This window comes from Lysinibacillus sp. BNK-21 (assembly GCF_048684915.1).
Lineage (GTDB): Bacteria > Bacillota > Bacilli > Bacillales_A > Planococcaceae > Lysinibacillus > Lysinibacillus capsici.
The window spans coordinates 98874-124642 of record NZ_JBLQTS010000001.1 but is presented as its reverse complement, the minus strand read 5'-3'; the positions used below and the strand labels follow the sequence as shown (position 1 = coordinate 124642).

Genomic DNA, 25769 nt, shown 5'->3' with positions numbered 1-25769 from the left:
CTAATTTAGAAAGTCATTTATAAACGATTATTATACCCCGTTTACTAAATAGCTCCGATTTAAATGTTCCTATTCATTATCTCACTTGTTCTACATTTTTCCGCCCAAAATAATTCGTCCCTATCACACCAATAATAATCATGATGCCACCAATAAGATGATATAGATGGAAATCTTCCTGTAAAAATAAGACCCCTGCCAAAATAGTAATAAGTGTTGCAAAATTGCTAAAGACACTCATTTTAGATGCTTCCAATTTAGATAAAGCATAATTAGATAAATAGGATGTACCAAGTGAAGATAGTATACCTAAATATAAAATAGCGAAGACAAAATGAGCATGTGTTAATGGCTTAAAAAATTCATTGAGTGTTCCATTCATCATATGACTTCCAAGAGCCATTCCATTAAAAATAACAAATCCACACAATGTCATGACATATGTTAATGCTAGTAAAGAATATTTCTTGGTAAGCCCTCTAGCAAAAATATTATAAAGTGATGTCGCAATCGCTGATAGTAAAATAAATCCACTTCCTATGACATTTCCTATAGTAGTATTTGCTCCATTCATCATTAACAGATAGATGACACCAAGTACGGACAAACTTACAGATACAAGTTGACCCCGAGTAGCTTTTTCCTTTAACAATAAACCTGCCAATGCTAATGTAAAAATAGGAATTGTCGCTTGAATAATTCCCGCCTCTGATGAGGAAATTTTAGCAAGTCCAAGCACTTGAAACGTAAAAAAAGCAATTGGATACAAGATGGCTAACGGTAATATTTTTAGTAGGTCCTGCATGTTCATTATTAGCTTATTTTTTGTCATTACCATGATTATAACAATACCGATGAATGCAAAAGTAAAACGATGTGCAAGTATATCAATAGGACTTGCTACAGTCAACGTAACTTTCACAAACATAAATGAGAGCCCAATGACAAATGCATAAATTATTGCTGCTATATAGGCATTTCTATTTTCTGACATAGGATCGTACTCCTTCTTTAAACATTCCGGCCGGTATAGTTATCGTATTAAATAGAGAACTTATTGACGATATAAAAAAAACACATCTGTACCGATACAGATGTGCTGGAGGTTATGTATGCTTAAATACGAATGGATTTATTCTCAGCTCCTGACTCAGATCCAAACAGGCTCACTTCAAGCAGGGGCAAAACTCCCCTCGATTCGCCAGTTATCACAGCAATTTTCCTGTAGTAAGAGTACGATTTTAGCATCTTTAAAAAAACTGGAGGATCAGCATCTTATCTATTCAATGCTTAAAAGTGGCTACTATGTTGTTGATCATCAACTGCCCATCCAACCAAAAATGAAAAATTACATAGATTTTGCTACATCTTCGCCCAATTGGCATGCATTCCCTTATCAAGATTTTCAGCATTGTATTAATAAGGCCATCGACACATACCAAGCAGATTTATTTAGATATGGGACACCAAAAGGCCTACCGTCATTAATAGCGGAAGCAAAAAAACTATTAACAAGCTATCAACTGTTTACAAAGGAAGAAAATATTTTCATTACTTCAGGTGTCCAACAATCTCTATCCTTGCTAAGTATAATGCCCTTTCCAAATGGTCGCTCAACGATCTTAGTGGAACAACCTAGCTATCATTTGTATATGGATTATTTAAAAACCTATGAACTTCCGGCAATGGGCATCAAAAGAACAACGGATGGCATTGATTTAGATGAATTAGAAAACATTTTTAGTAAACACGACATAAAGTTTTTTTATACGATGCCACGTCTGCACAACCCTCTAGGAACTTCCTATAGTAAAAAAGAAAAGGATTCAATACGAAAACTTGCCTATAAATATAATGTGTATATAGTTGAAGATGATTATTTAGCGGATTTTGAGCAAAATACAAAAATAGATCCCCTATTTACGGAAGATACACAGGATCGGGTTATTTATTTAAAAAGCTTTTCTAAAATTATGTTTCCTGGCTTACGTATCGGACTTGCCGTATTACCAAATGTTTTGATTAATACCTTTCAACAGTATAAAAATACCACTGATATTGATAGCTCCATGATCTCCCAAGCTGCATTAGAGCTCTACTTGAAAAGTGGTATGTTTGAACGTTATCAGAAGAAAGTCAGTGAAGCTTATGCAAGCCGAGCAAATCAACTTCAACAATCTATAGCAACTCATCTGGCAGACTATCAATCCTCAAAGGAAATCTGTATGCATAGCCATATCATTCTACCGAGACAGGTGAATACTTCTAAGATTATTGATCATTTGGCACAACAAAATATTTTGCTAGATCCTATTAAACGCAATTATTTAGATGCATTTTATCGGGAACGTATTATCAAACTAAATGTATCGAATATAGACGAATCCAAGATTGATGTTGGCATAAGGGAAATTGCGCTAGCCCTTCATAACACGAGCAATTATTTCTAAAGAACATTATTCATGAAACCTTATTGTAGCTCATATAATTAGACATCATAAATTGGTTCAATAAGGAGGATTCAATGCAATCTGAGAAATTGCGACTAAGGAAGATTCAACGTCTTGCATATGAAATTATGGATGAGATGCACAAAGAAAAGCATCGCACAGAAATGCACAAATTAATTCCGATTATTGATAACTTGTCGCGGGCAATTGGGGATTTAACAGATTCTGTTGGTAAATACTCACTGGATTATGTAGAAGAAAAAGTAAAAAATGCCCATGCTCTTTTATTTAACAAAGAAAAGGTAGATATTTATTAATAAAGACAGGGAAAAAGGGTAACCATATACATGGCTACCCTTTTGGCATTAATGCGTTTCAGGTTCGAATGTTTTACAGTCTGTTTCCTCGCTGTTGGAAGCATGTTGTCCCTTTTGGCTGACAACATAAATTTTTTCAGCTGTGCATTTGTTACCAGAATCCCAAAATGTGCAGTTATTGACTTCACAAAGAATTTCTTGTGCCATCGTCTCACACCTCCTCCTTGTTATCTTTAACAAATTAGAGGTAATCAATACGTTATTCAAAAAAGTCATCTTGCACTTTTGTCAGTGCTGTCTGATTCACTCCATACTGAAGTCTAGATTAGTAGGATGATTTGATAAATGTTCCTGCGTAAGCATATTAGTTGAGGGTACCTTGTTGTCAACTTCTTCAAAACGGAAGCCATCTGCCCAGACTTTACCCGAACCAATTAGTAACACACCAAAATAAATGGAATTACCTTCTTCAGGTACATCTAAGACAATAGAATAATGATTCCATTCAGTAGAACCTGTCACAGGGCGTTGATCCATATTATCAAATTGAATCGTATCACCTGTACCATTGTCAATACGCATCCATGCACCACACTTTGTAGCATCTGCCGTCTTTAAGTAGCATGACATTTTCAAGCGTTTCCCTTTATAGTCAGCTGCCTGAAAACCCTGCATCATTGTAGCAAATTGACCATGATTTGCTGAGGCAGTTGTGGAATACAATACTCCTGAACGCTTCCCTGAATGAAATACCTTGTCATCTGTATGAAATTTATACAATTCTGGATTAGCACCACTCAACACCCAACCTTTAACCTGTTCAACTGTTTCCATGTAATGTTCCTCCTCCATCATATTTAATGATTGCATTACTTTTCGATACTTCCCTGGTGGTAAAGCATAAACTTCTTTAAAGGCTCTTGTAAAAGCCTCTTGTGATTGAAACTGAAGTGTAACAGCAATCGTTAATATCGATACATTAGAGTACATCAAATAACTCGCTGCCATAGCTAGCCGACGTATACGAATATATTCACCAATCGTAATTCCCGTTTCTTGCTTAAAAACTCGGCTTAGATGGTACTTCGAATAGCCAGCAGTATTAGGAAGACATTCAAAAGAAATTTCTTCCATCAATTGCTCCTCGATATAGGCAATAGTTCTTTGTGTCGCTTGACTATACTCCATGTTACTCACCTCATCTTTATCATAATGGAGAAGGAAACAGATTTTTTGATGGAGGTTGCTAAATTTAGCTTAATCAATTATTTTTGTTGGTGTTGCTTCTTGCACAACGATGAGACCATCATAAGCTTCCTCAGGTGTCATTTTAATGGTGTACTGCATTTGTGTCAGCTTATACCACGGACGAAAATCATCGCCGATATTGCCCATTCTTTGCTTTTTGGAAAGAATATTCGCCAGCTCCTTCGATTGTTTGGCAGCTTCAAAATCCACATAAAAGATGTTATTATCAATGTCACTAAAGGCATCCACTAAAGCATTGTGATGCTCAATTTTATATTCCTTTCGTGCTCCAGACCCATTTTGTGCCTGAAATGTATTTTTCACAAAGTCTGTGCCAATCGCAAAATATTGATCTTTATATATCTCACTTAAATAATGCCCCATCGATTGATAGCCTGCCATCGTAGCAGAAGTTTTCTCAACATGACCATTATGAGCAGACATTAATACTTTATCATGACCTTGTGTTGCTTCATATTCAACAATCCATTGTAAATTTTCAGCTAAATATTCGTCCCGTAAATTCATATAATTACCATCATTTAAAAATAATTGCGTACGCTGCTTCATAATTTGCGCATATTGAACAGCAAATGCGAATTCATCCTTTGAAGATTTTTTCTCATACATCGCTTTGTTTGATTGTAAATCGTTGATTATTGTATCAATCGTTTTATCAAGCTCAAGTAGCTGACTATCCGATAAATCTCTCATCGTTTTGTTGGAAACATGCTCTAGCTTAGTCGTGAATTTTCGTGCATTGTCAGCATGTACCATGGCGTAAAAATCAAGTAACCCCTTTTTGCTGTAATCATAGCGTTGCATATCATTTCCATAAAAGTAAATTTTCTCTTGATCATCAACTGTCTGATTATAGTCATGCATCCACTGCACAAACTCTACCATTTGTTCTGTTTTGTAGATGCCATAGTCTAACGCTTTTATAGCTTCCTCCGCCGTTCCGACACCGTTTTCGATAAATTGATTTATCTGTTGGGCCCCACCAAAATCTCCTTCTAAAACGAAAACATGGACATTTTCATTTTTTATCATCGCTTCAAATACATCTTTTTTTAATGTTTGAAATTCGATATTGCCATGTGTTGCTTCCCCAAAACCAATAATTTTTACATCATCAGGAATGTTGATATCTTTAATTTCATTCGTATATTGTGCGGCATCTTTTACTGCCTCTCTCTGTCCACATCCTACTAAAGCTACTAATAGCATCGATGCAGTTAAAAAACGTAAGCTACGTTTCAGCATTCTCATTCTCCTTTTAGCTTAAATAGATTTTCGCTGGAAATAGTAATATCCTCCGAGGAAAAATACGATGAATCCGCCACCTACTACGGTTAACAATTGCTCCCACGGTACAAAGAATACATCGTCTGTTTTGCCCCCTATATACATCATCGAAAAGGGTTGTGCCCAAGGATAATACGGACCAATTCTTTCAGAATTCACTGCTAAAATTGATGGTAAAGTAAATATGACATTAACAGCAAATGGAGCAGCAAAGCTTTTAAACATAATGGACATCCACAATTGCAAGGCTACTAATGGCAGTGTCGCTACCCAGCCTCCTACTATGCTTTTCCAAACAATCTCCATAGGAAAAGAATCTGTATAGCCTTTTACCATCCCAACAGCAAAGACCGAGCCTAAATACAATATCTGCATTGCTAAAACAAGCAGCATAATCAATATGTATTTAGCTACAAATACTTTCCCTCTTGTTACTGGTAATGCTAAAAGTTGCTTCCATCCACCAGACTGATGTTCATACCTACAAATAAGACTGGTAAAAACACCAGAAATAAGAGGTAAAAATAATAGAGCATATGTTAAATTCATCGAAAATAACGATATATACCACTCATTGATTTCAATCCCCTGCATGTTGTCCTCTAAATTAGCGGATAGTCCTATAAAAAGTCCAATCATGGGTCCTGCTAAAATAATTGGTACCATTTTTGATTTACGTAACTTAAACCACTCAGCTTGAAGTAAAGTAATCATTATTTCACGTCCCTTCTTGCAAAATCAACCATGCCGATAATATAGAGTAAGATACCAATTCCTACGCCTAATAAGACATTGATCACCGGCTCATTCCATTGGTTCATCAATGATGGCCATTTCCATATCATCCAATCTGGAAGAACATAGGAAGAATAGGAAAAAATCACCCCAAAAATGCCTACAGTTATAGGAATCCCTTGATTATGACTTACACTCGCTATCCACAATTGAAGTGCCAAGATAGGTAATGCTGCAAAAGCAGGGAAATAACTATATTTGGCTAGCTCCATGTAAGGTACCGTGTCACCTAATTCTAAAAACAACCCGTAGCTCAGCGTAAAAAACATTAATAACGTTGAGGCGAAGAATAGTAAGATAGCTAACAACGTAAATTTAGACAAATACACGGTTAATTTCGAAACAGGTAATGCAATGAGCTGCTTCCAAGCATTAGTCTCATTTTCAATGCTTGCTATGAATGACGTAAGAATGGCAATACCCAAGACTATGGCAAGCGGTGTAAATGAATGCACATTTAATAAGAAATAGCCCCAATCATCCTCACTTTGCTGTAAGAGATAATCCTTTCTTACTCCATAATTGACCATTTGCAGAGCAACCACCCCTAAAGGGCCAATAAGCGTTAGAAGCCATAATCCTTTACGTTTGATTTTTAAGAAGTCAGCAGTTAATAGCTTTCCCATCATATCTCCTGTTCTCCCATCGTCATTTGGAGGAATATATCCTCCAATGAACGTTTCTCTTCCTCGACTCGGAATACCGATATACCCTCCTGAACAAGAACTTGGACAATATGAGCAACCTTTTCATCCGAGCACTCTTCTAAGAAAATCACACCACCCTGATAATCTGCCTTAATACCATTTGCTAATAAGAAGCGCCATCCTTTTTCACCATTGTTTACTTTAAAGGTAACCTTTGGTTGGGCAAATCGACGCATAGCCTCAATAGAATCTTGGAAAATTAATTTCCCTTTCGAAACAATCCCAACTTGTGTTGCCATTTGATCAATCTCTGATAATAAATGGCTGGAGATTATAATGGTCATGCCATATTCCTCTGGTAATCTTTTAATTAAATTACGAATCTCTATAATGCCTGAAGGATCTAGGCCATTCGTTGGTTCATCTAAAATAAGTAATTCAGGACTATGTAGTAAAGAAGCAGCAATACCAAGACGTTGCTTCATTCCTAAAGAGAAACCTTTGACCTTTTTATGGGCAGCTTCCTTCAAACGGACAATTTCCAAAACTTCATCGATTCGAGTTTTCGGTACACCTAGTATTTTTCTTAGTGCCTCTAGATTCTCATATGCTGTTAAATGTGGATAATAAGAAGGGTTTTCCACCAACGAACCAATCTTAGCTAAAATTTGGATACGTTCCTTCGTAATATTCTTTTCAAAGACTTTAATTGTTCCAGAAGATGGCTTCATTAAACCTAGAAGCATTCGAATTGTAGTCGTTTTACCTGCCCCATTCGGACCTAAAAATCCATATATTTCACCTTTGCGTATTTGCAAGTTCAAATTTGATACAGCTTGCTCTTTTCCAAAGCGTTTTGATAAGTTTTGTGTTTGTACGATATATTCCAATGTCCTCACCTCTTTAACTATCTTAAAAAGGGAAGTTTAAAAAAAGGTATGGGCTAAGTTTAAATTTTGTTTAAAAAATCATTTCTATCATAAAAAAAATCTGCGAAGCATTTATTTCTCAAGCTTCGCAGATTTTTTTATGATAATTTTAGTACCAGAGTGATCGGAATGGATATCCCATTCAAGATGCATGCCCTTTATCATGACATCAACAATTGACAAGCCGATTCCGGCTCCCTTTGCATTCGACTCATTTTTCATCCCTTGACCATGATCCTCAACAATAAATGCTGTATAACACGCCGTCGATTCGGTTTTCACACTTATATATTTACCACTATTCGCGTGGCGCAGTACGTTTTGGAAAATATTATCAAATACTCTCCCTAACCATAATGGATCAACACGCCATTCAACAGGTTCAAATGACTGTAGCTCAATATCGATTGTAAAACCTTCTCGCTCGAAAACTGGATACCATGTCGTTAGATGTTCCCTTACAAATCGGATAACATTGATGTCTTTCGGTTCAAACTTATATTTACTTGCCATAAGCAATGTGTAGGACATCAAATTTTCAATTAAAGCATCAATATTCACTATGGATGTGTCCATAGCCTTTAATGCCTGCTTCCCTTCCTCAGATAACGCTTCTTTGCTAATTGTATAGGATTGAGCTCTTACCTTCGTTAAAGGTGTCCGTAAATCATGTGATAAATTAGCAATCAGTTCACGTCTTAGCTGTTCTTCCTTCTGTTGACGTTGTTTACTGTCTCGCAGTTCACAAACCATTCTGTTAAAACTATGCTCCAATTGCCCAATCTCATCTCGTTTTTTCACCTGAATTTCAATAGGTAGACCATCTACATCACGTATTTCCATCGCCTCTTGCAGATGTAATAGTCTTTTTCGAATTCCCTTGAAAAATAGAAGCGAAACTACAATAAAAAATAAAATAACTGCAATAACACCAAAAAATAAAAAGTTACCATAGTTATCATAGACCTTTATAAGTGGAGGATTAAATGCTACCCTTGGAATCTCTAATACAATAAAGCCATTTGATATATCATCACCTAAGAAGGCAATAACAGTAAATGGATCATCTCCATAACGTTCTTTTATAAATTGAGTTGTATAGGCTGGTGTCCATTTTGCTGGTAACTGATCCTTCACATTCCATGTAGTCAGTAAGTTCCCCTCTTCACTTACCCAAAACATAGAAGCCGTAGGAAATTGCTCTTGCCACTTTTGAAATAACTGCGTAATCGCATCATCTGTTGCATTGGTCATATTTTTAGCCTGTGCATGCCATTGCTCTTCAATATCACTTTCTACAAGTACTCCACTTGAAAAATCTCCTGTCCCTGTCTTTGTAATGCCTAATACGAAAATAGCAACACCCAGATAGGAGATTTGCACAATAGATATGGCTAATATAATAATGAGCATATATTTCGCTAATAATGATCGAAAAAATTTCATTGTTTCACCCTATAGCCAATGCCTCGGATTGTTTCAATAATCATAGGCTTTGCAGGATTGATTTCTATTTTTTCTCTTAAGTAACGAATATGCACCATGAGTGTTTTATCACCTTCTATATAGCTCTCACCCCAAACACCCTCATAGAGTTGTTCCTTCGTTAAAATTTGATTTAAATGACGAATAAAATACTGTAATAAATAAAATTGTTTTCCTGTCAAAAGAATTTCTTCTTCATCAATCGTATTGATTATTTGCATATCTTTCGTATAAATTTTAAGGTGCTGCAATGTCAGTACATCATCACTTTTTTGATATCTTCTTAATAATACTTCCAGTCTTGCTACGAGCTCATCAGGGTGAAATGGCTTTGTTAGGTAATCATCAGCAAAATGCAGCCCTTCAATTTTATCTTCAACAGCTGTTCGTGCTGATAACATTAGAATTGGCAGGTCTTTATTTTCCCGTTTAATTCTTTTACCTAAGGAGAAACCGTCCAATCCAGGTAGCATCACATCCAATATAGCAATATCTTTTGAGTTAATATGTTGCTCAAGCCCCTCCCCTGATTCCAGCCATGTCACGTCATAACCTCGTTCAGTTAATTCCTTGCTTACCCATTGTCCGATTTCTTTTTCATCTTCTATGTACAATATACGAATCAATGTTCAACCTCCTTGATACATTTAACTAAAATTAGAAATTTATAATTTCCATACATGGTTATTATAGGGGAACTGTTATTTATTTTCTTAGGAAATTCAAAAACGTTGATTTATTGAAAAAAGCAACTAATAAAAGTTGCTCTTTTATAGTATACGTTGCTACTTTATCAACTGCTTCAAATTCATTTAGAAAGGTGTAGGGAATCGGTATTACAAGGCAAGCCCCAAAGCATGCAAGAATCATATACTCCTAAGTTGAATTATTTTTTCATCGACGTTGCTCGCTTCACATTTAGGTGCTTGAAAAAAGAAACTTTACTTCTTTTTTCTTTGATAAATATGCTAACATGGCCCTAACTATATTAAAAATATTAGAGAAATATAATTTACTTAGGTTTTACCTATAATAGAGGGGTGTTTATGTTTGGATATAAGACAACTACGCTATTTTATAGCAATTGTGGAGGAAAAAAAGATTTCTGCTGCGGCTGAAAGGTTACATATTTCTCAACCACCGTTAAGTCAGCATTTAAAAACGATGGAGGAAGAACTCGGTTCAAAGTTGGTAGAAAGGAGCGGCAAGTATTTTGAAGTAACTGAAGCGGGAAAGACATTATACAAATATGCGTTGCAGGTTGCACAATTAATGGAAGAGGCAGAAGCAGAGGTTAAGGATATTGGATTAGGCCTTCATGGTCGATTGACATTGGGCATTAATACATTTTCAGTAATTGAGCTACCTCAATTACTACAACAATTTCAACAATATTATCCAAAGGTGACTTATAAAATTCAACAAAACGAATCTTCTTATCTATGTAAATTAGTAAGAGACCGTATTGTAGAACTTGCCATCATTCGCTTACCTTTAGAATTAGATGATTTCTCTGTTCTTCATATGTACACTGAACCATTTTACTTTATACAATCCAAAAAATTCGACTTCTTAGAACACGATGTATCTTTAGTTGACATACAAAATTGGCCAATCCTTTTACCAAGCACTGAAGGCTTAGGCGTACATTATTCGATATTAGAAGCATTTTCTCGCTTCCAGTTGCAGTCCCACATTGTTGGAGAATGCTCAGATACGGCACTGTTAATGAACTTGATTGCTGCTGGCTTTAGCTCCTCTATCGTACCTGAAACTATTTTAAAGCAATATGGAGATTTACCACTTCATACATACAAAATTCCATCAGCAGAATTATCCACCTCAGTAGGACTCGTATGGCTGAAGAATCATTATTTATCTAAAGCCGCTCAAAACTTTGTGGATTTAATGGGGAAGTATTATTGTTAACGATTAATAAAAAAGAGAACAAATTAGAAACGTTAGTTTGCTCTCTTTTTGAACAGTTATTGAATAATCAGCATATCATTCTCATCAAACTGCCACATGTCGCCATAGGCAACTTCCCAATAGTAGCCATTTGGATCTTGAAAATATCCACTATAGCCACCCCAAAATACAGTTACGGGCTCCTTAATAATTTCTGCACCCGCCTTTTTTGCTAATGCAAAGACTCGATCTACTTCTTCTTTTGATTTACCATTATAGGCAAGCGTGATTCCACCAAAGCCTTGGCTAATTTCTGGTGGATTGGATTCATTAATATCTTTGACTAAACGTTCAATTGGAAATAACGATATTTTTGTTCCTCCATTATTAAAGAACATGACATCGGGATTCGTCTCCTCTCCGTATACCACCACTTCAAAACCCAGTCCCTCTCGATAAAAATTTAGAGATTCCACCATATCTTTAACACCTAATGTAATTAAATTTAAACGATTCATCTTCAAAATCCCCTTTTTAAAGTATTACTACTTTAATTCTCTACCGAACGTATATTTCCTTTTATTACCGCAAGAAAAATATTTGTTTAATTGTCTCCAAAGCCTTTTGTAGACTACTCGATATTTTTTACTAGTAGTTAAGACCAATCAGGTGTGACATTTTTATTTAATCGTTCATCATCAATAAATATTTTTATTCCTCTAATCATTGCCAGCTCACAAAAGTTACCTCTACGTTTCTATGACACAAAAAAGTACGTACTTTTTTTGAGAGTTTATTAGCAGCATAATGAGTAAGCAATCCAATAATCACAAAACATGGAGGACTAAAAATGATTACTCATTTACAAGATACAATCACTTTAAATAATGGCCTACAAATGCCTGGTATGGGTTTAGGGGTTTTTCAAGTAGAAAATGACGCTACTGCAGAAATGGTTAAAAATGCTATCGAGGTTGGCTATCGAAGCATCGATACTGCTGCTATTTATGGCAATGAAGCAGGTGTAGGAGAAGGTATTAAACAAGCTCTAGCATCTACTGGCTTACGTCGTGAAGATTTATTTATCACATCTAAAGTATGGAACGATGGTTTAAGCTATGATGAAACAATTGCAGCATATGAAGAGAGCCTAAAAAAATTAGGATTAGATTATTTAGACCTTTATCTAATTCATTGGCCTGGTAAAGATAAATATGCTGAATCGTGGAAAGCACTTGAAGACTTATATGAACAAGGCAAGATCAAAGCAATCGGTGTATGTAACTTTACTGTGGCACACTTGGATAACTTATTATCATTTGCTCATATTAAACCTGTTGTGAACCAAGTGGAATTCCACCCACGCTTACAACAAGTGGAGCTTCGTTCATTCTGTGACAAGCACCAAATTCAACTTGAAGCATGGGCACCTTTAATGCAAGGTGGACTTCTTGAAGATGAAACAATTTCAAAAATCGCAACAAAATACGGAAAATCAAATGCTCAGGTTATTTTACGCTGGGATGTACAAAATGGAGTGATTACAATTCCAAAATCAGTACGTAGAGAGCGTATGATGCAAAACGCTGATATCTTTGACTTTACTTTAACAGACGAAGAAATGGCATTAATCAATGAGATGAATCGTGAACAACGTGTTGGACCAAATCCAGATGAATTTGACTTTGCTCTATAAGCATTAAAAAGAGGAAAGAGACTGTCTTGTATATGACAGTCTCTTTCTCCCCCTCATTATGATGTTTGCTGCATGGCAATATCATCATCACGTTGTTTTAACAGTACATCTTCACCTTTATCCTGTAATAATTCAACATGTTTTTCACCCCACGTACAAAGCATGTTCAGAATTGGTTCCATTCCTTGTCCATAGGCTGTTAATGAATATTCAACTTTTGGTGGTACTTGATTGAAGACCTTTCGATTGATTAACCCAGCCTGCTCCAGTTCCCTTAATTGGTTTGTGAGCATTTTTTGTGAAATACCTGGGATCAATCGTCGAAATTCGTTTGTTCGAATTTTACCATGGTGGTTTAAATGACAAAGAATAACTGGTTTCCATTTACCACCAATAACTTCTAGTGTAGCTTCAACACCAATATTATAAACTTTTTGCATCGTAAACCTCCTGTAATATCCAAAAGTAACTAAAAGTACTCTACATATCTTTTTGGTATGTATGAATATTACTACACATAATAAAAAAAATCAAAGGAGATAGTAGTAAAATGTCAAAATCAAAAAAGCCAAATGCTAAACTTACCTTACTAGCACTTGCTATCAGTGCATTTGGTATAGGGTCCACTGAATTTATCAGTGTCGGACTTTTACCATTAATTACAGATGACTTTGGTATTTCTCTTAGCACAGCTGGCTTAACCGTTTCTATATATGCACTAGGGGTAACTGTTGGGGCTCCCTTACTAACAGCTTTAACATCCCGCCTTAGTCGAAAAACCGTATTATTGCTTGTCATGTCCATTTTTATAGTGGGTAACCTAGCAGTCGCTTTAGCTCCTAATTTCGCATTACTATTAATCGGACGTATTATTTCAGCATTAGCACATGGTGTGTTTATGTCCATCGCTTCTGTTATAGCAGCAGATGTAGTGGAACCAAATAAACGAGCAAGTGCTATCGCCTTTATGTTTACTGGCTTAACATTGGCTACTGTAACAGGTGTCCCACTCGGTACATTTATTGGACAAGTAACAGATTGGCGTATGTCATTCATTTTTATTGTTGTCATTGGAATTGTCGGTTTAATTAGTAATGCATTTTTAGTACCTAGCCAATTATCGAAAGGCAACCCCATCTCTATCCGTGATATTGGCAAAGTATTAGGCAATATTCGAATGATCTTAATACTATTCATTACCGCAATTGGATACGGCGGTGCTTTTGTTGTCTACACATATGTTTCACCTATTTTAGAGCAATATATGGGGTATTCCCCACATACAGTCGTCATTATTCTAGTTGTCTATGGTATTTGTGTAGCTATCGGTAATACTCTTGGAGGTCATTTTGCTAATCATAATCCGCTACGTTCCATCTTTATTATTTTTGTTGGACTTGCATTGGCATTGCTTGGCATTGGCTTTACTCTTGAATCACCTATTATGGGATTAATAATGGTGCTGACAATGGGATTGTTCATGTTTATGAATGTCCCAGGATTGCAGCTATATGCTGTTCTACTATCTGAAAAATATATACCATCAGCAATTTCAATGGCCTCAGCATTGAATATTTCTGCTTTCAATATTGGCATATTTTTAGGCTCATATATCGGAGGCTTTATTATTCGCCACCAATCGTTGGCGCATACGCCTATATACGGATTCCTGATGGTTATGCTAGCTGCAATTGTTACACTTTTATGGTTACTTTTCGATAACAAAAAACAATAACTCTCTGAATTTCATTTTGTATAAAAAAGTAGTAGAGAATGTGTATTGTTTGTTGATATGTAGTATCCTATAATTTACTTGAACCAAACGAGAATGATTATCATTCTAATTTAAGGGAATACCCTTACTGTTTTAGTAAATCTATAGGAGTGAATAAAATGCGTAGAGGTCGATATTTTTCATTTGTAGTTTTCTTTGCACTTATATTCGTATTAGGTGCCTGTGGCTCAAATGAAGTAAAAGAGGATACAGCTACAGAAGAACAATCATCTAAAGATACAAGAATTGTAGAAGACGAGTTTGGAAAAGTAGAAATTCCTACAAATCCACAGCGTGTAGCTGCTATCTATTTGGAAGACTATTTAACTGCTTTGGATGTAAAACCCGTTGTGCAATGGTATCACCCATCTTGGGGAAAACAGGACTATTTAGGATTAGATGTTCCTGAGTTCGACATTACTGGTAGCATGGAAACATTATTACAAGCCAAGCCTGATTTAATCATTGTAGATGGTGCCGCGGACAAGGCAAAGTATGATGAATACTCAAAGGTAGCGCCTACTTACCGCTTGAAAGAAGATATTCTACAAGATCCACGTGAAATTGCGAAAACAATAGCTGATGTTTTAAATATTTCCGATAAAGCAAAAGAAATGGTTGATCAATATGAGCAACGTGTTTCCGATTTAAAAGCAAAACTAGATGAATCAATCGAAGACGAAACAGTTGCTGTTGTACGACTAAATGTAGCAGATAATACATTAGCGTTATTTGGTATTAAAAATCGCTACTCTGGCTATATTTACACAGAGACAGGCTTAACACCACATCCATTAGCCCGTGATATGACAGAGTTTCACGAGGTTTTATCAGAAGAGGCTATCACGGAATTAGATGCGGATCATATCATCCTTTTCCCTTCAAACGGAACATGGGAGTCTAAAGAAAACCAAGAAGCCATTAAATGGTTAGATAGTACACTATGGAAAACACTCCCTGCTGTAAAAAATGGGCATGTTTATATTGCTGATCGCACATATTGGCAATCTGGCGCAATCACAGCCAACTTGCTAAAGTATGATGATTTAGAGAAATGGTTCGTCAAATAATTTTCCAAAGAAAGCTCTTAATGAGGGCTTTCTTTGTGTTGTTCTGCCAATTCAAAAAAAGGGGTGAATTATTAATGGGTAACTTAACACATGTTTATACGTTACAAAATATCTCTTATTCAATTCAACCGTCAAAAAAGTTATTGATTAGTAGTGATTTCTATACACTTTTTATCGTAATGAATGGTAGCGGAAAGCTAGCCATAGATCATGACACCATTCATTTTAGTGAAGAAAAGTGCATATTGATTCCGCCAAATAACACGGTTAGTATCCACATTCAAAGTGAACACCTTTGTTTTTATCAGTTACAATTCAACATTGTCAATCTCAGCAATAGTCAAAATTCATATAGTCATTTTACAAGTATCAGCGAACGACATCTTCTCCCCTTTTCACAATGTCATAGACTGCTAGAAGTCATCTATCAAAACCGGTTAGCGGAGGATGAACACACGATTTTTGAACAGCATGTGCACTTTCAAGAGCTGATGTTATTACTCTTACATCAAACCATACCCAAGCAGATGAAAAAAAATGATCGCCAATCTGTTGAGCAGTCCGTTAACCATTTACAAAAACATTTTGAAAAAGAGTGGACGGTTGAGCAGCTAGCACAGCTAGCTGACGTACCAAGATGGAATTACACGCGCATTTTTAAAGATATTACGGGACAAATTCCTCTTCACTATTTAACTAAACTTCGTATTGAAAAAGCTAAGCATTTATTAATGACAACAAATGATCGAGTATTTGAAATTAGCCAGTCTGTCGGATTTAATAATGAGTATTATTTCAATCGTCGCTTTAAGGAACATGTCGGCATCTCTCCAGGACAATATCGAAGAAATCAAAGCAGCCATATACGTGTATTTGCACCATTCTTAGAAGATTTCTTTGTTGCGCTTGGGATTACGCCAATTGCTCAATTCAGTCATTCAAAATGGGGGAAACAAGACTATTTAGGTCTACAGAAAGTGCCAGATATCGATGTACAAAATAGAGAAATGGATCGACTCTTTTACTATAAGCCAACTTTAATTATGTTAGATTCTGGTGTAGAGCGTTGGGAATCCTTTCAGCACTTAGATGAAGTAGCCCCCGTCTGCCATCTTTCACACCCTGGAGAGAATTGGCAATCTACTTTATTTAAAATTGCAGATCTAACAGGAAAAACCTCCTTGATGCAAGACGTAATCCTACAATATGAAGATAAAGTACAACAAGCAAAAGGAATTCTTAGCAAATCTGTTTATGGGCAAAGTGTAGCATTTCTCCGTATTTCAGCCATTGGCATTACTCTATATGCGGGTCCTGAATGTGGCTATACGGGCCCCATTTTATATCGTGACTTAGGTTTAATGCCACATTCACTAGTATGGAGTATTCCGCACAATCAACGTAAAGCACAACTGACATTTGCTCAATTGTTGCAATTAGATGCTGATCATTTATTTATTACCTTTGATAAACAACATTCCATTTATGAAAATGAGGAACGTGCTATTTTAAAAACTCCTACTTGGAAAAACCTAGCTGCCGTTAAAAGCAACTGTGTCTATGAAGTAGACTTTTTAACATGGATGAATTATGGCATTTTATCACATAGTAAAAAAATTGATGATGTCTTAAATGTACTTGGCTAAAAGGAAGCTTACTTTAGCTTCCTTTTTCAATGATTAGGACAAACATTGCACTGCTAATAACACCGAAAGCCGTTTTGCTACATAAGATAGGATATCAGTTATAGGATAGGAGGAATGACCTTGTATTACAATCCTTATCCGTATTTTGTGCATCCCTATCATTATCCAACATCGCCTATCGCTAATCATTTTGCCATTAGACCCTTTTCGCAACATCTAGCAATGCCGACCAATAATCCTTTTCCACCTGTCGATACACACAAATTAAAAGCTTCAGCATCACGGATAAAGGCAATGATGCAGCAAGCCCAATTACTTACGGATAAAATAGATAGCTCCCAACAATTCGCACATGATTTAATGAATGCTGCTCAACTTTCAAATAAAACAGAGGTTGAAAAATTAATCACATCAACAGGCATTACGATGAAATTTGAAACAAACTATACACCAGACAGTTTTAGAATACGTCTTATTGATAATGATTGTTGTGGAGTCACCTTAAATTTGAATTGGTGAAAATTCCTAGTGAACTTGTAAACTATAAAAAACTATGCTAAAGTGTTTGTATTGTTATTTCTGAAAATTCTTATATTACTTTTCTTATCAAGAGAGACGGAGGGATTGGCCCGATGAAGTCTCAGCAACCAGCTAACAGTATGGTGCTAATTCCAATTGGCAAAATGATCAGCCTTGAAGATGAGAAGAAGAACTACCGTTGTTGCAGCAGGAGTCCTCTTCTATTAGGGGACTCCTTTTTATTTACAACTATTTTTACAGAAAGCAGGGAAATCGATGTCTAATGAACTTTTACAAGCATTGCAATTATTAAAATCGAAACAGTGGGTTGACTTAACACATACATTCGGCCCTAATTCACCACATTTTTTTATGTTTGAGGACGCTAAATTTGAAACGTTATTTTCTCATAAGGACGGTTTCTTCGCTCAACAATTCACGTTCCCTGGTCAATATGGCACACATATCGACCCACCCATTCATTTTGTGCGAGATACTCGCTACTTAGAAGAATTAGAACTAAAAGAGCTTGTTCTTCCCCTTGTTGTTATTGATAAATCACAAGAGGCTGCGAGCAACCATGATTTTTCATTAAGTGTTGAAGATATTCTTGATTTTGAGGACAAGCATGGAGAAATTGAAGCAGGAACATTTGTAGCATTACGCACAGATTGGAGTAAGCGCTGGCCAGATAAAGAGGCTTTCAGTAATAAGGATGCAGATGGACATAACCATATCCCTGGCTGGGGTTTAGAAGCTTTACAGTTTTTACTAAAAGAACGCAAGGTAAGCGCAATTGGTCATGAAACTTTCGATACGGACTCTGCTGCTGATTTTCGTAAAAATGGCAAGCTAGATGGCGAATATTTTGTACTTGACCAAGACACCTATCAAATTGAGCTAATGACGAATTTGGACAAGCTACCTGCGAAAGGCGCTATCATCTTCAATATCGTACCTAAGCCAGAAAAAGCATCTGGCTTCCCTGTGCGCTCATTTGCTATTTTGCCATAACTTAAAAGTCGGTATAGCGTATACCGACTTTTATGTTTGTCCATTTCTTTTTTTGAATAGAAAGTAAACAATGAGCATCCCTACAATAAATAAAAGGATAAGATAGATACTATAATGAGTCAGATAGTATCCAACAAATCGCCATTTCTCTCCAAGCATCTTTCCTAATGATATAAATGTGAACGTCCAGATAAATGCCCCTGTATAGGCAAAAAGCGCAAACTTTCTATAAGGATAATTATTAATAGCCGCAATATACGCTGTCAAATGACGTACCCCGGGGATAAAATAGCCAATTAATAATAGGGTAGGTCCTATTTTTGTAAACATCTTTTTCGTAAAGTCAATTTTTTGCTCTGTAATATGAATTTTAGGCCCATATTTCTGCAATAACGGTAAGCCAAAACGATAACCAATATAGTAACTTAAGGTAATGCCTCCAACCGCACCAATCATTGCACTGACTAAAGCAGGAATATGTTCAAGACTTTCTCGGTAAACACTATAGCCTACATAAGTTAGAAACACCTCATCAGGAAGTGGCACCCCTACAATACCTCCAATTAGAATCACGATAATTCCAAAGTATCCGTAATGTTCAATTAGAGACTGCACGTGATGTGCCATAAATCATCCCACCTAAAATTTATTAAAATCTACCTGCTATATATAGTGTAGCCTCAGCGCTCTAAATGACTTGAAGCTGACGTAAAGCAAAATTGATACCGCCATCCGTAGATGTCTTTGTAACAAAATTCGCAACACTTTTTAGAGCTTTACTACCATTTCCCATGGCAATTCCTACTCCTACATATTCCAACATGTCAATATCATTATCCCCATCCCCAAAGGCAATCGCATTCTTAGGGTCAATATTGAAATGATCAAGCACCGCTTTAATAGCTATAGACTTCGAAACATCCTGCTGTAATACATTCACAATATAAGGATGCCAACGCTGTAAAAATATATTCGAAACTTGGCTAGTATATCTTTTTTCAGCCAGCTCATCCGCATATAGACACATGAGAAAAACCTCTTCATCTACAATTTTTTCATTTATATGTGGAAAATCCCGTAAAGATAAAGTTTCTTGCATCGCTCTTAAAGCTACTGGACTTTGTATGCTATTCATGGATAGCTGCTCTGTAAAAAATGTTAGGCTATGCTGCTGTTCCTGTGCAAACGCCTGTACATTGTGGACAATTTCTTTGGCAATCGGAGTTTTATGTATGACAAGATCCTTATGTTTCACATAGGCCCCATTTGCAGTAATAAAGGTTTCAATCCCCAGCGCTTTTAACTCATAGCACATAGATAAGGGTCTTCCAGTAGCCGCTACAAGATGGATTCCTTTTTCTTGCAATAGCTGAATAGCTTGTTTTGTACTTTCTTCCACACAGCCATCCTCGTAATTAATCAATGTGCCGTCTACATCAAAAAACACGATATTATACTTCATTTCGAGCACCTCCTTCATAGTCATTTAGAACCAATTTATAATTTTTCTCCCATGAAATATGTGAAAGTATTTTGACAAACTTTAAGCAAACTATATAACTTCCTTTTGCGCCACCGATAAAAACTATTACAAGCGTATTTATAATAATATTTAACTAAAAATTCCTTGAATATTTTTATTTAATAATTCTAAAGGAGTATACCAAAGAACACAAAATTGTTAAAATAAAAGATAATATCTTAAATACATTGAACGATAAAATTTTACGTATAAATAGAACAAAAGAAATAAAATTTTAGTGCACGCAAAGGAGTTGATTCTTATGGCATTTAACATTTACTACTATGAAAGTAGTGTGGATTGTAAATTTTGCAAAAAGCAGTTTACAACATATAAAGTTCGCCCTAATCGATATAAAATTATCGAAGAACAGACGGATTTCATGCCTGTTTACGATGGCCTAAACCCTTTGCTATATGAAGTTGCCGTATGTCCACATTGTGGTTATGCCTACCATAAATCTATGACACGGACATATGGACCTTTCATGCTACTCATTGATGAACTATACATTAAAGAGCTCCAGAAACCTATGGATATCTGTCAGGAACGTACAATTGATGATGCCATTATCAGTTTTAAGCTCGCCTATTTAGTATCCCGTGCATCAATGGAAGAATCTCTTTTAATGGCGAATTTCGCTTTAAAAATTGCGTGGCTCTATCGATTAAAAAAGGACGAAGAATCCGAAAAGCGTTATCTTTTTGCAGCTAGAGACTTTTATAGTAAATCCTTTGCCTCTAATCAAGAAGGTGGGGAGAGAATTCAGTTTTTACATGCTGAATTAAGCCTTCGACTTGGTGATATTCCTGAAGCAAAAAAAGGATTTTCACGCTTAATCGCTGATCGAAATGTTTCGCCAAAATATCGCAAGCTTGCACGCAATCGTTGGGAAAATTATAAATATGACGAACAACCCATAACAATTAATGAAATCATTAATTAATGGGACGAGGAGATGATTAATTATGTTGCTATTTCAAAAGAAAATTGATGTGAGAGAAGAGGATATATTTTCAGAGCTACATCATTTTTTATTAAGAAAAAATAATCGCTACCTAACAAACGAAGAAGTTGTCGCTCTAACAGGCGTATCATCTGAGCTGCTTTACAAATGGGTAAAAGCAGGAAAATTAAAAAACTCCATTTTCCCTAATTTAGGGGCTCCATGCGAACGTTGTGGACAGATTACGCAAGCTAAAATTTGCGTGAGCTGCTCTTCCTCCATTGTTGGGACATTAAAACAAGAAGAAAAGGATCGTGCATGGTTTAACCAAATTCAACGTAACCATGTAAGAGCAAGTACGTATCACTATAAATAGCATTCCAACATCTCCATCAATTGGAGGTGTTTTTCTTTTTTACATACTAAATTTAAACTAATTTTAAACAAATTCTTCCTAAACTTTAAACTTGCCTTTCTATAATTAGTATCAATATAAAGTGAAGGGCTGATAATTAATGAGGAAAGCTAGGAAACATAAGGTTTTATTAAGTTTTGCACTGGCAAGTTTAATGACAGTAAGTGGAGTAGTAAATGTCTCTGCTGCTGTCCCTGTAAATGAGCAGATTATTAAAAACGATTCTGCTGTCAAACAAGCTAGGACTTCTAATGAAACATTACTTGATTGGAAAAAATGGGCGAATGACCATGCATACAGCCTGTCATCCATCCAGCCTGAAACGTTTGACGGACAAAAAATTCCCGCTAACAAATTTGACGATTTAGAGATGCTAAAACCTTTATTACATGATAAACGTATTGTCTTTTTAGGGGAAAGCTCTCATGGAGTGGCGCAATTCAATCTAGCGAAAACACGTTTAATACAATTTTTACATCAAGATATGGGCTATAATGTCCTTGCCTTTGAAAGTGGTATGGGTAATGTGATGAATGCTCAAGGACAAATTGATAAACAAGCAGCTCTACAAACAATGAAGGATGCCATTTTCGGCGTTTGGTGGACAAAAGAAACTTTGCCTCTGTTTGACTATGCAAAATCGACTCAAGCAACAGAGCAACCTCTTGTACTTACTGGCTTCGATATTCAACAACAAGGAGCATTTACGAACGGAGATTGGCTGCAAAACCCTAAGTTGGCTCAGCAATTCAATGAAGCTGAGAAGCAACTTGCTGAATGGAGCTCGGGAAAAGATTTGAAGGGCTATCAAAAAGTAAAAGCTACTATAATTGATGTATATAAACAGGTAAAATCACAAATACAATTCAAAGAAAAAGAGCTACAGGCAGCTTATCCAAAAGAGCCTCATATTGTAAAACTAATGGATCGCACTCTAGCAGATCGTATTCGACTAGCAGACGAATATATAGAGTTAACAATTCAGTCCAATATCGACATTGAACAAAATAATATAGAATCATTTTTGCAAACTATGGAATGGCGAGATCAAGCGATGATGGAGAACTTACTTTGGTTAGCTGAAGAGGTGTACCCTACAGAAAAGTTTATTGTATGGGCTCATAACGATCATATTCGTAAAGCACAATCGGATGTAATGGGATCTCCTTACCCAGTTAAATTAATGGGGGAACGTTTACCTGATATCTATAAGAAATATAGCTATGTATTAGGTCTATACATGACTAGTGGAGAGACAGCTAATAATATGGGAGAACCTATGCCTGTTTTACCTCCTGTCAAAGGATCTATTGAAGATATTCTGTCTTCAACAAATAAACCTTACACATTCATCGATTTACGCAATCGACAAAATGAACGAGGCAACTCATGGATGTTTGAACCACGCTTATCCTATAGTTGGGGAATGATACAGGAAAGTCTTGTTCCGCGCGACCAATACGATGGTATACTTTTAATAGATCAGGTGAATAAACCAACTTATATCAAATAATCTCTCTTATTAAACAATAGCAAACTAGATTTCCTAGTTTGCTATTATTTTAAGTATCCATCGATATAGTATCCCATTCTTCGCCTTGATATCCAATCATCCAAAATAAGCCTCTCCTTCTTTCCATCACAACACTTTCATTTAATGCTAAAGGAGCTTCTTGTCCATTGATGCGGCTATCTACACAAGCCCAATGTAATCTGTAAATTTTATCCGCCTCATCCACTATATCTACCTTACTGCGCAGTACCGTTTGACCATAAAATTGCTCAAATGTCTCGCAACGAGAAACTACTTGAATTGCATATTCACAATCACATACATCGTCAGGGAAATATAGCTCTTCCACAAGTCCCAATGCCCAAATAAGTGTCCAATAGGCTTCATATTGCCATGATATATTGACCGCTTCTTGAGCACCAGGATGCTGAGCCTCAAGAAAGAATTTTTCATGCTCCGTTAAAAATTCATGCACCTCATATGTGTGTAGCATATTGGTAAAGAACTCTCTAGACTCCTCAATATCACCCTTCTGTGCTACATCACAAGCGAATTGAATAACAATCAACAGGGCAACTGCTCTTCTTGCAATATCCTCTTGGCTTTTAAATTGAAGATTTTCTACTGGTGGTAGCTGAGGAAGCGATGCCGCATAAGGTATGTCCTTCTCTTTTAAAAAGGCTATCGTTCTAATTTTTCGTGCCTCTCCCTGTGCTGATGTGACCTCTTGTGCATGTATCTTTCTTGTACAAGCATGTGGTTGAAAATCAGATGGACCTGATTCTCCATTAGGATAAACAATAACCATACCGTTCTGATCCAGCAAAGTACCATCTGATAGGAAACCAATCCCCCCTATGCTTGCTAGTAATTTTATAAATTGCTGCATATGGTCTTCTGTCATCTCTTTGTTCATTTCGATTGCAACGACAGTATTGAGCACTGATATTTGAATCATTATACGTTCTTTTAGCTGTTCATCTTTAAATGGAATTTTATCGTAAAAGCCCATCATCCCAGGTATATTTTTTGCAAAATAATCAGGGTTCGTATCTTCAGTTAAAATGTTTATAGAACATCTATATTTATTAAATAAACCTCTTGATTTTAATAAATATTCGTTTTCATCTTTTTCAATAATGAAGCTTTTTGCCAATACATCGGATAGTTTATCCTGAATATCATCTGTATCATTTTTGGAAGCGAATATCGTAAAATGGTTCAATCTACTCTCTCCTTAGTCGCATATAGCATTTTAATAACCAATTTTCCAAACAACTAAGCGCTTGGCTAAACAGCTGTTTATTTTTCCGTAGCACCTCATGTTCAACCCAATACGCCAGCAAAGGACGCCATTTTTCTTCGTCTATCATAGTTGTTGGTGTGATTCCCCGCTGCATCATCTGACAAACAGCTCGGATGGATGTTAGCCTCTCTACTTCGTTGCCATTTAACCACTCGTATAATGTCTCTGCACTTGGTTGTGACTCAGCTAAAAGTGTATCCCACCCATCAATAGGAAACGTGACATAGGATCTCATCCAGTCTATAATATTTGGATGGTGAAATTGGCGTAGACGATATAGGGCAGTATAGGCATCAATTCTATCTTTTTCGATATCCATTAAGATAAAAGATTGTCCTTCATTTACTGGCAAACAATGTACTGTTACATAATCACGCAGCCAGTCAGGTACGTCATTCTGTCCTTGCCAAAGTTCTCTCGCCCAATTTCCCGCCTCACTCGGACATATCTTGACTAAAATTTCACTCCACGCCTTTTGTTCTGATTGAGATTGAGCTCGCTCTAACTTATGTCGAAGAGCCTGATACACCTGTACTCCATCAAAATGCAAAAATGCCTCCTGCACGCTTGTTTTTTTCACACCATGCATGGAAACATAATGAAGTAAAGATGCTAAGCTGGATTGAGCCTGCTGTAAATTAGAGCTTAAATATTGTTCTAGCCAAGTTAGCCATAATTGTGAGCGATACAATTCAATATCCAATCCATTTTCACTACAAAATTGACGATGCTGTCCGCAATCTACGCCAATACAGCCTAAAGCCGTCATATTATCAACGTACGAATGAAAGCTGGCAGCAAGCAAATCAAGCTCATCTTCTTCATGGCTCCAATACCAAACCGTTTCGTCGTCAAGCTTAAGGAGAAGGGCATCTCCATTACCGGCCGTAAAAAATTGTAAATATTGCTGTTCATACGATTCATCATTCTCTCCAAAGTAAGGAAAGTCTAGAGCTTTTAGGCTCCAGCCAAATTCACCAGAAGGCGCATCTAACAATTCAGTGGGAAGTATCGCCTCATCTGGTAATGACCAATAAATACTTACTTGCTTTGAGCAATTTTGCAACAGTTGACGAAACCCATTAGGGATTTGTACACCAAGTCTTTCCTCAACCTGCTGTAACTCTTGCTCGGTAGCGACTGGCCGCATTTCAATCGGATGTACACAAGCTCCCTGCTGCTTCAATCGCTCTACTAAATGATTCCAACGCTCAATCCACATTGTCTCTAACCTCCATATAAGGCTCATGTGATGTCATAC

Annotated in this window: 27 protein-coding genes and 1 riboswitch; of the genes, 12 read left to right on the top strand and 15 right to left on the bottom strand. The window is 36.3% G+C overall.

The features are described from left to right. Window positions 1–76: 76 nt before the first annotated feature. Window positions 77–994: a DMT family transporter gene (locus ACMGGO_RS00620; protein ID WP_103118947.1), complete on the bottom strand. Its 918-nt coding sequence runs from the start codon at window positions 992–994 to the stop codon at window positions 77–79. Between the two features lie 118 nt (window positions 995–1112). Here ACMGGO_RS00620 and ACMGGO_RS00615 point away from each other — a divergent pair, with 118 nt between their 5' ends. Next, window positions 1113–2450 (top strand): PLP-dependent aminotransferase family protein, encoded by a 1338-nt coding sequence (locus ACMGGO_RS00615; RefSeq protein WP_054549673.1) that lies wholly within the window; start codon window positions 1113–1115, stop codon window positions 2448–2450. A 74-nt stretch (window positions 2451–2524) separates the two neighbouring features. After that, window positions 2525–2767, top strand: coding sequence for a hypothetical protein (locus ACMGGO_RS00610; protein WP_004231701.1), 243 nt, complete (start codon window positions 2525–2527; stop codon window positions 2765–2767). Between the two features lie 48 nt (window positions 2768–2815). On the opposite strand, the gene ACMGGO_RS00605 is transcribed toward ACMGGO_RS00610, so the two are convergent. From ACMGGO_RS00605 to ACMGGO_RS00570, 8 genes are all read right to left on the bottom strand, one after another. Continuing rightward, entirely contained in the window at window positions 2816–2974 is a 159-nt protein-coding gene (locus tag ACMGGO_RS00605) for a DUF1540 domain-containing protein (protein WP_004231699.1), read from the bottom strand. Between the two features lie 96 nt (window positions 2975–3070). Then, window positions 3071–3955 carry a helix-turn-helix transcriptional regulator gene (locus ACMGGO_RS00600; protein WP_420281503.1) on the bottom strand — a complete coding sequence of 295 codons (885 nt, stop codon included), beginning with the start codon at window positions 3953–3955 and terminating at the stop codon, window positions 3071–3073. A gap of 69 nt (window positions 3956–4024) precedes the next feature. Next, window positions 4025–5281 (bottom strand): erythromycin esterase family protein, encoded by a 1257-nt coding sequence (locus tag ACMGGO_RS00595; protein WP_420281502.1) that lies wholly within the window; start codon window positions 5279–5281, stop codon window positions 4025–4027. Window positions 5282–5299: 18 nt separating this feature from the next. After that, window positions 5300–6037 (bottom strand): ABC transporter permease, encoded by a 738-nt coding sequence (locus tag ACMGGO_RS00590; protein WP_420281501.1) that lies wholly within the window; start codon window positions 6035–6037, stop codon window positions 5300–5302. Beyond that, the gene (locus tag ACMGGO_RS00585) at window positions 6037–6747 is read right to left on the bottom strand and encodes an ABC transporter permease (protein WP_054549677.1); all 711 of its coding nucleotides are present in this window, start codon (window positions 6745–6747) and stop codon (window positions 6037–6039) included. The genes ACMGGO_RS00590 and ACMGGO_RS00585 overlap by 1 nt, the downstream gene beginning before the upstream one ends. After that, entirely contained in the window at window positions 6744–7655 is a 912-nt protein-coding gene (locus tag ACMGGO_RS00580) for an ABC transporter ATP-binding protein (protein ID WP_103118950.1), read from the bottom strand. The genes ACMGGO_RS00585 and ACMGGO_RS00580 overlap by 4 nt, the downstream gene beginning before the upstream one ends. Before the next feature lie 111 nt (window positions 7656–7766). Then, window positions 7767–9140 (bottom strand): sensor histidine kinase, encoded by a 1374-nt coding sequence (locus tag ACMGGO_RS00575; RefSeq protein ID WP_054549679.1) that lies wholly within the window; start codon window positions 9138–9140, stop codon window positions 7767–7769. Then, window positions 9137–9805 (bottom strand): response regulator transcription factor, encoded by a 669-nt coding sequence (locus tag ACMGGO_RS00570; protein ID WP_103118952.1) that lies wholly within the window; start codon window positions 9803–9805, stop codon window positions 9137–9139. The genes ACMGGO_RS00575 and ACMGGO_RS00570 overlap by 4 nt, the downstream gene beginning before the upstream one ends. Before the next feature lie 424 nt (window positions 9806–10229). Here ACMGGO_RS00570 and ACMGGO_RS00565 point away from each other — a divergent pair, with 424 nt between their 5' ends. Beyond that, window positions 10230–11108 carry a LysR family transcriptional regulator gene (locus ACMGGO_RS00565; RefSeq protein ID WP_420281500.1) on the top strand — a complete coding sequence of 293 codons (879 nt, stop codon included), beginning with the start codon at window positions 10230–10232 and terminating at the stop codon, window positions 11106–11108. Between the two features lie 56 nt (window positions 11109–11164). Here the strand turns inward: ACMGGO_RS00565 and ACMGGO_RS00560 are convergent, their stop codons facing one another. After that, window positions 11165–11605, bottom strand: a complete 441-nt coding sequence (locus tag ACMGGO_RS00560; protein WP_048394038.1) for a VOC family protein — start codon at window positions 11603–11605, stop codon at window positions 11165–11167. A gap of 332 nt (window positions 11606–11937) precedes the next feature. Here ACMGGO_RS00560 and ACMGGO_RS00555 point away from each other — a divergent pair, with 332 nt between their 5' ends. Beyond that, a complete protein-coding gene (locus ACMGGO_RS00555) occupies window positions 11938–12783 on the top strand; it encodes an aldo/keto reductase (RefSeq protein WP_016992626.1) in 846 nt (281 codons plus the stop codon). 56 nt (window positions 12784–12839) lie between these two features. Here ACMGGO_RS00555 and ACMGGO_RS00550 read toward each other — a convergent pair whose 3' ends face one another. Then, a complete protein-coding gene (locus tag ACMGGO_RS00550; RefSeq protein ID WP_016992625.1) occupies window positions 12840–13223 on the bottom strand; it encodes a winged helix-turn-helix transcriptional regulator in 384 nt (127 codons plus the stop codon). A 110-nt stretch (window positions 13224–13333) separates the two neighbouring features. Here ACMGGO_RS00550 and ACMGGO_RS00545 point away from each other — a divergent pair, with 110 nt between their 5' ends. From ACMGGO_RS00545 to ACMGGO_RS00525, 5 genes are all read left to right on the top strand, one after another. Continuing rightward, window positions 13334–14518, top strand: a complete 1185-nt coding sequence (locus ACMGGO_RS00545; protein ID WP_054549682.1) for an MFS transporter — start codon at window positions 13334–13336, stop codon at window positions 14516–14518. 158 nt (window positions 14519–14676) lie between these two features. Then, on the top strand, window positions 14677–15627 hold the full coding sequence (locus ACMGGO_RS00540) for an ABC transporter substrate-binding protein (protein WP_066037947.1): 951 nt from the start codon (window positions 14677–14679) through the stop codon (window positions 15625–15627). A 74-nt stretch (window positions 15628–15701) separates the two neighbouring features. Further along, entirely contained in the window at window positions 15702–17273 is a 1572-nt protein-coding gene (locus ACMGGO_RS00535) for an AraC family transcriptional regulator (RefSeq protein WP_066037946.1), read from the top strand. A gap of 120 nt (window positions 17274–17393) precedes the next feature. Beyond that, a complete protein-coding gene (locus ACMGGO_RS00530) occupies window positions 17394–17792 on the top strand; it encodes a hypothetical protein (protein ID WP_016993417.1) in 399 nt (132 codons plus the stop codon). An 81-nt stretch (window positions 17793–17873) separates the two neighbouring features. Further along, a riboswitch (SAM riboswitch) is annotated at window positions 17874–17979 on the top strand. A gap of 89 nt (window positions 17980–18068) precedes the next feature. Further along, window positions 18069–18806 carry a cyclase family protein gene (locus ACMGGO_RS00525; RefSeq protein WP_048394025.1) on the top strand — a complete coding sequence of 246 codons (738 nt, stop codon included), beginning with the start codon at window positions 18069–18071 and terminating at the stop codon, window positions 18804–18806. Between the two features lie 30 nt (window positions 18807–18836). Here ACMGGO_RS00525 and ACMGGO_RS00520 read toward each other — a convergent pair whose 3' ends face one another. Beyond that, window positions 18837–19433 (bottom strand): DedA family protein, encoded by a 597-nt coding sequence (locus tag ACMGGO_RS00520; protein ID WP_066037945.1) that lies wholly within the window; start codon window positions 19431–19433, stop codon window positions 18837–18839. 61 nt (window positions 19434–19494) lie between these two features. Further along, on the bottom strand, window positions 19495–20268 hold the full coding sequence (locus tag ACMGGO_RS00515) for a Cof-type HAD-IIB family hydrolase (protein ID WP_054549687.1): 774 nt from the start codon (window positions 20266–20268) through the stop codon (window positions 19495–19497). Between the two features lie 322 nt (window positions 20269–20590). On the opposite strand from ACMGGO_RS00515, the gene ACMGGO_RS00510 reads away from it, so the two are divergent. The 3 genes from ACMGGO_RS00510 (at window position 20591) to ACMGGO_RS00500 (ending at window position 23202) form a co-directional block, all read left to right on the top strand. Continuing rightward, window positions 20591–21274, top strand: a complete 684-nt coding sequence (locus tag ACMGGO_RS00510) for a DUF2225 domain-containing protein (protein ID WP_016993422.1) — start codon at window positions 20591–20593, stop codon at window positions 21272–21274. A 22-nt stretch (window positions 21275–21296) separates the two neighbouring features. After that, window positions 21297–21650, top strand: a complete 354-nt coding sequence (locus ACMGGO_RS00505; protein WP_016993423.1) for a hypothetical protein — start codon at window positions 21297–21299, stop codon at window positions 21648–21650. A 139-nt stretch (window positions 21651–21789) separates the two neighbouring features. After that, window positions 21790–23202, top strand: coding sequence for an erythromycin esterase family protein (locus ACMGGO_RS00500; protein WP_048394022.1), 1413 nt, complete (start codon window positions 21790–21792; stop codon window positions 23200–23202). A 49-nt stretch (window positions 23203–23251) separates the two neighbouring features. On the opposite strand, the gene ACMGGO_RS00495 is transcribed toward ACMGGO_RS00500, so the two are convergent. After that, window positions 23252–24427 carry a DUF4272 domain-containing protein gene (locus tag ACMGGO_RS00495; RefSeq protein ID WP_420281499.1) on the bottom strand — a complete coding sequence of 392 codons (1176 nt, stop codon included), beginning with the start codon at window positions 24425–24427 and terminating at the stop codon, window positions 23252–23254. Between the two features lies 1 nt (window position 24428). Next, complete coding sequence (locus ACMGGO_RS00490; RefSeq protein ID WP_416141212.1) at window positions 24429–25730, bottom strand: SMI1/KNR4 family protein; 1302 nt, start codon at window positions 25728–25730, stop codon at window positions 24429–24431. Window positions 25731–25769: the final 39 nt, after the last annotated feature.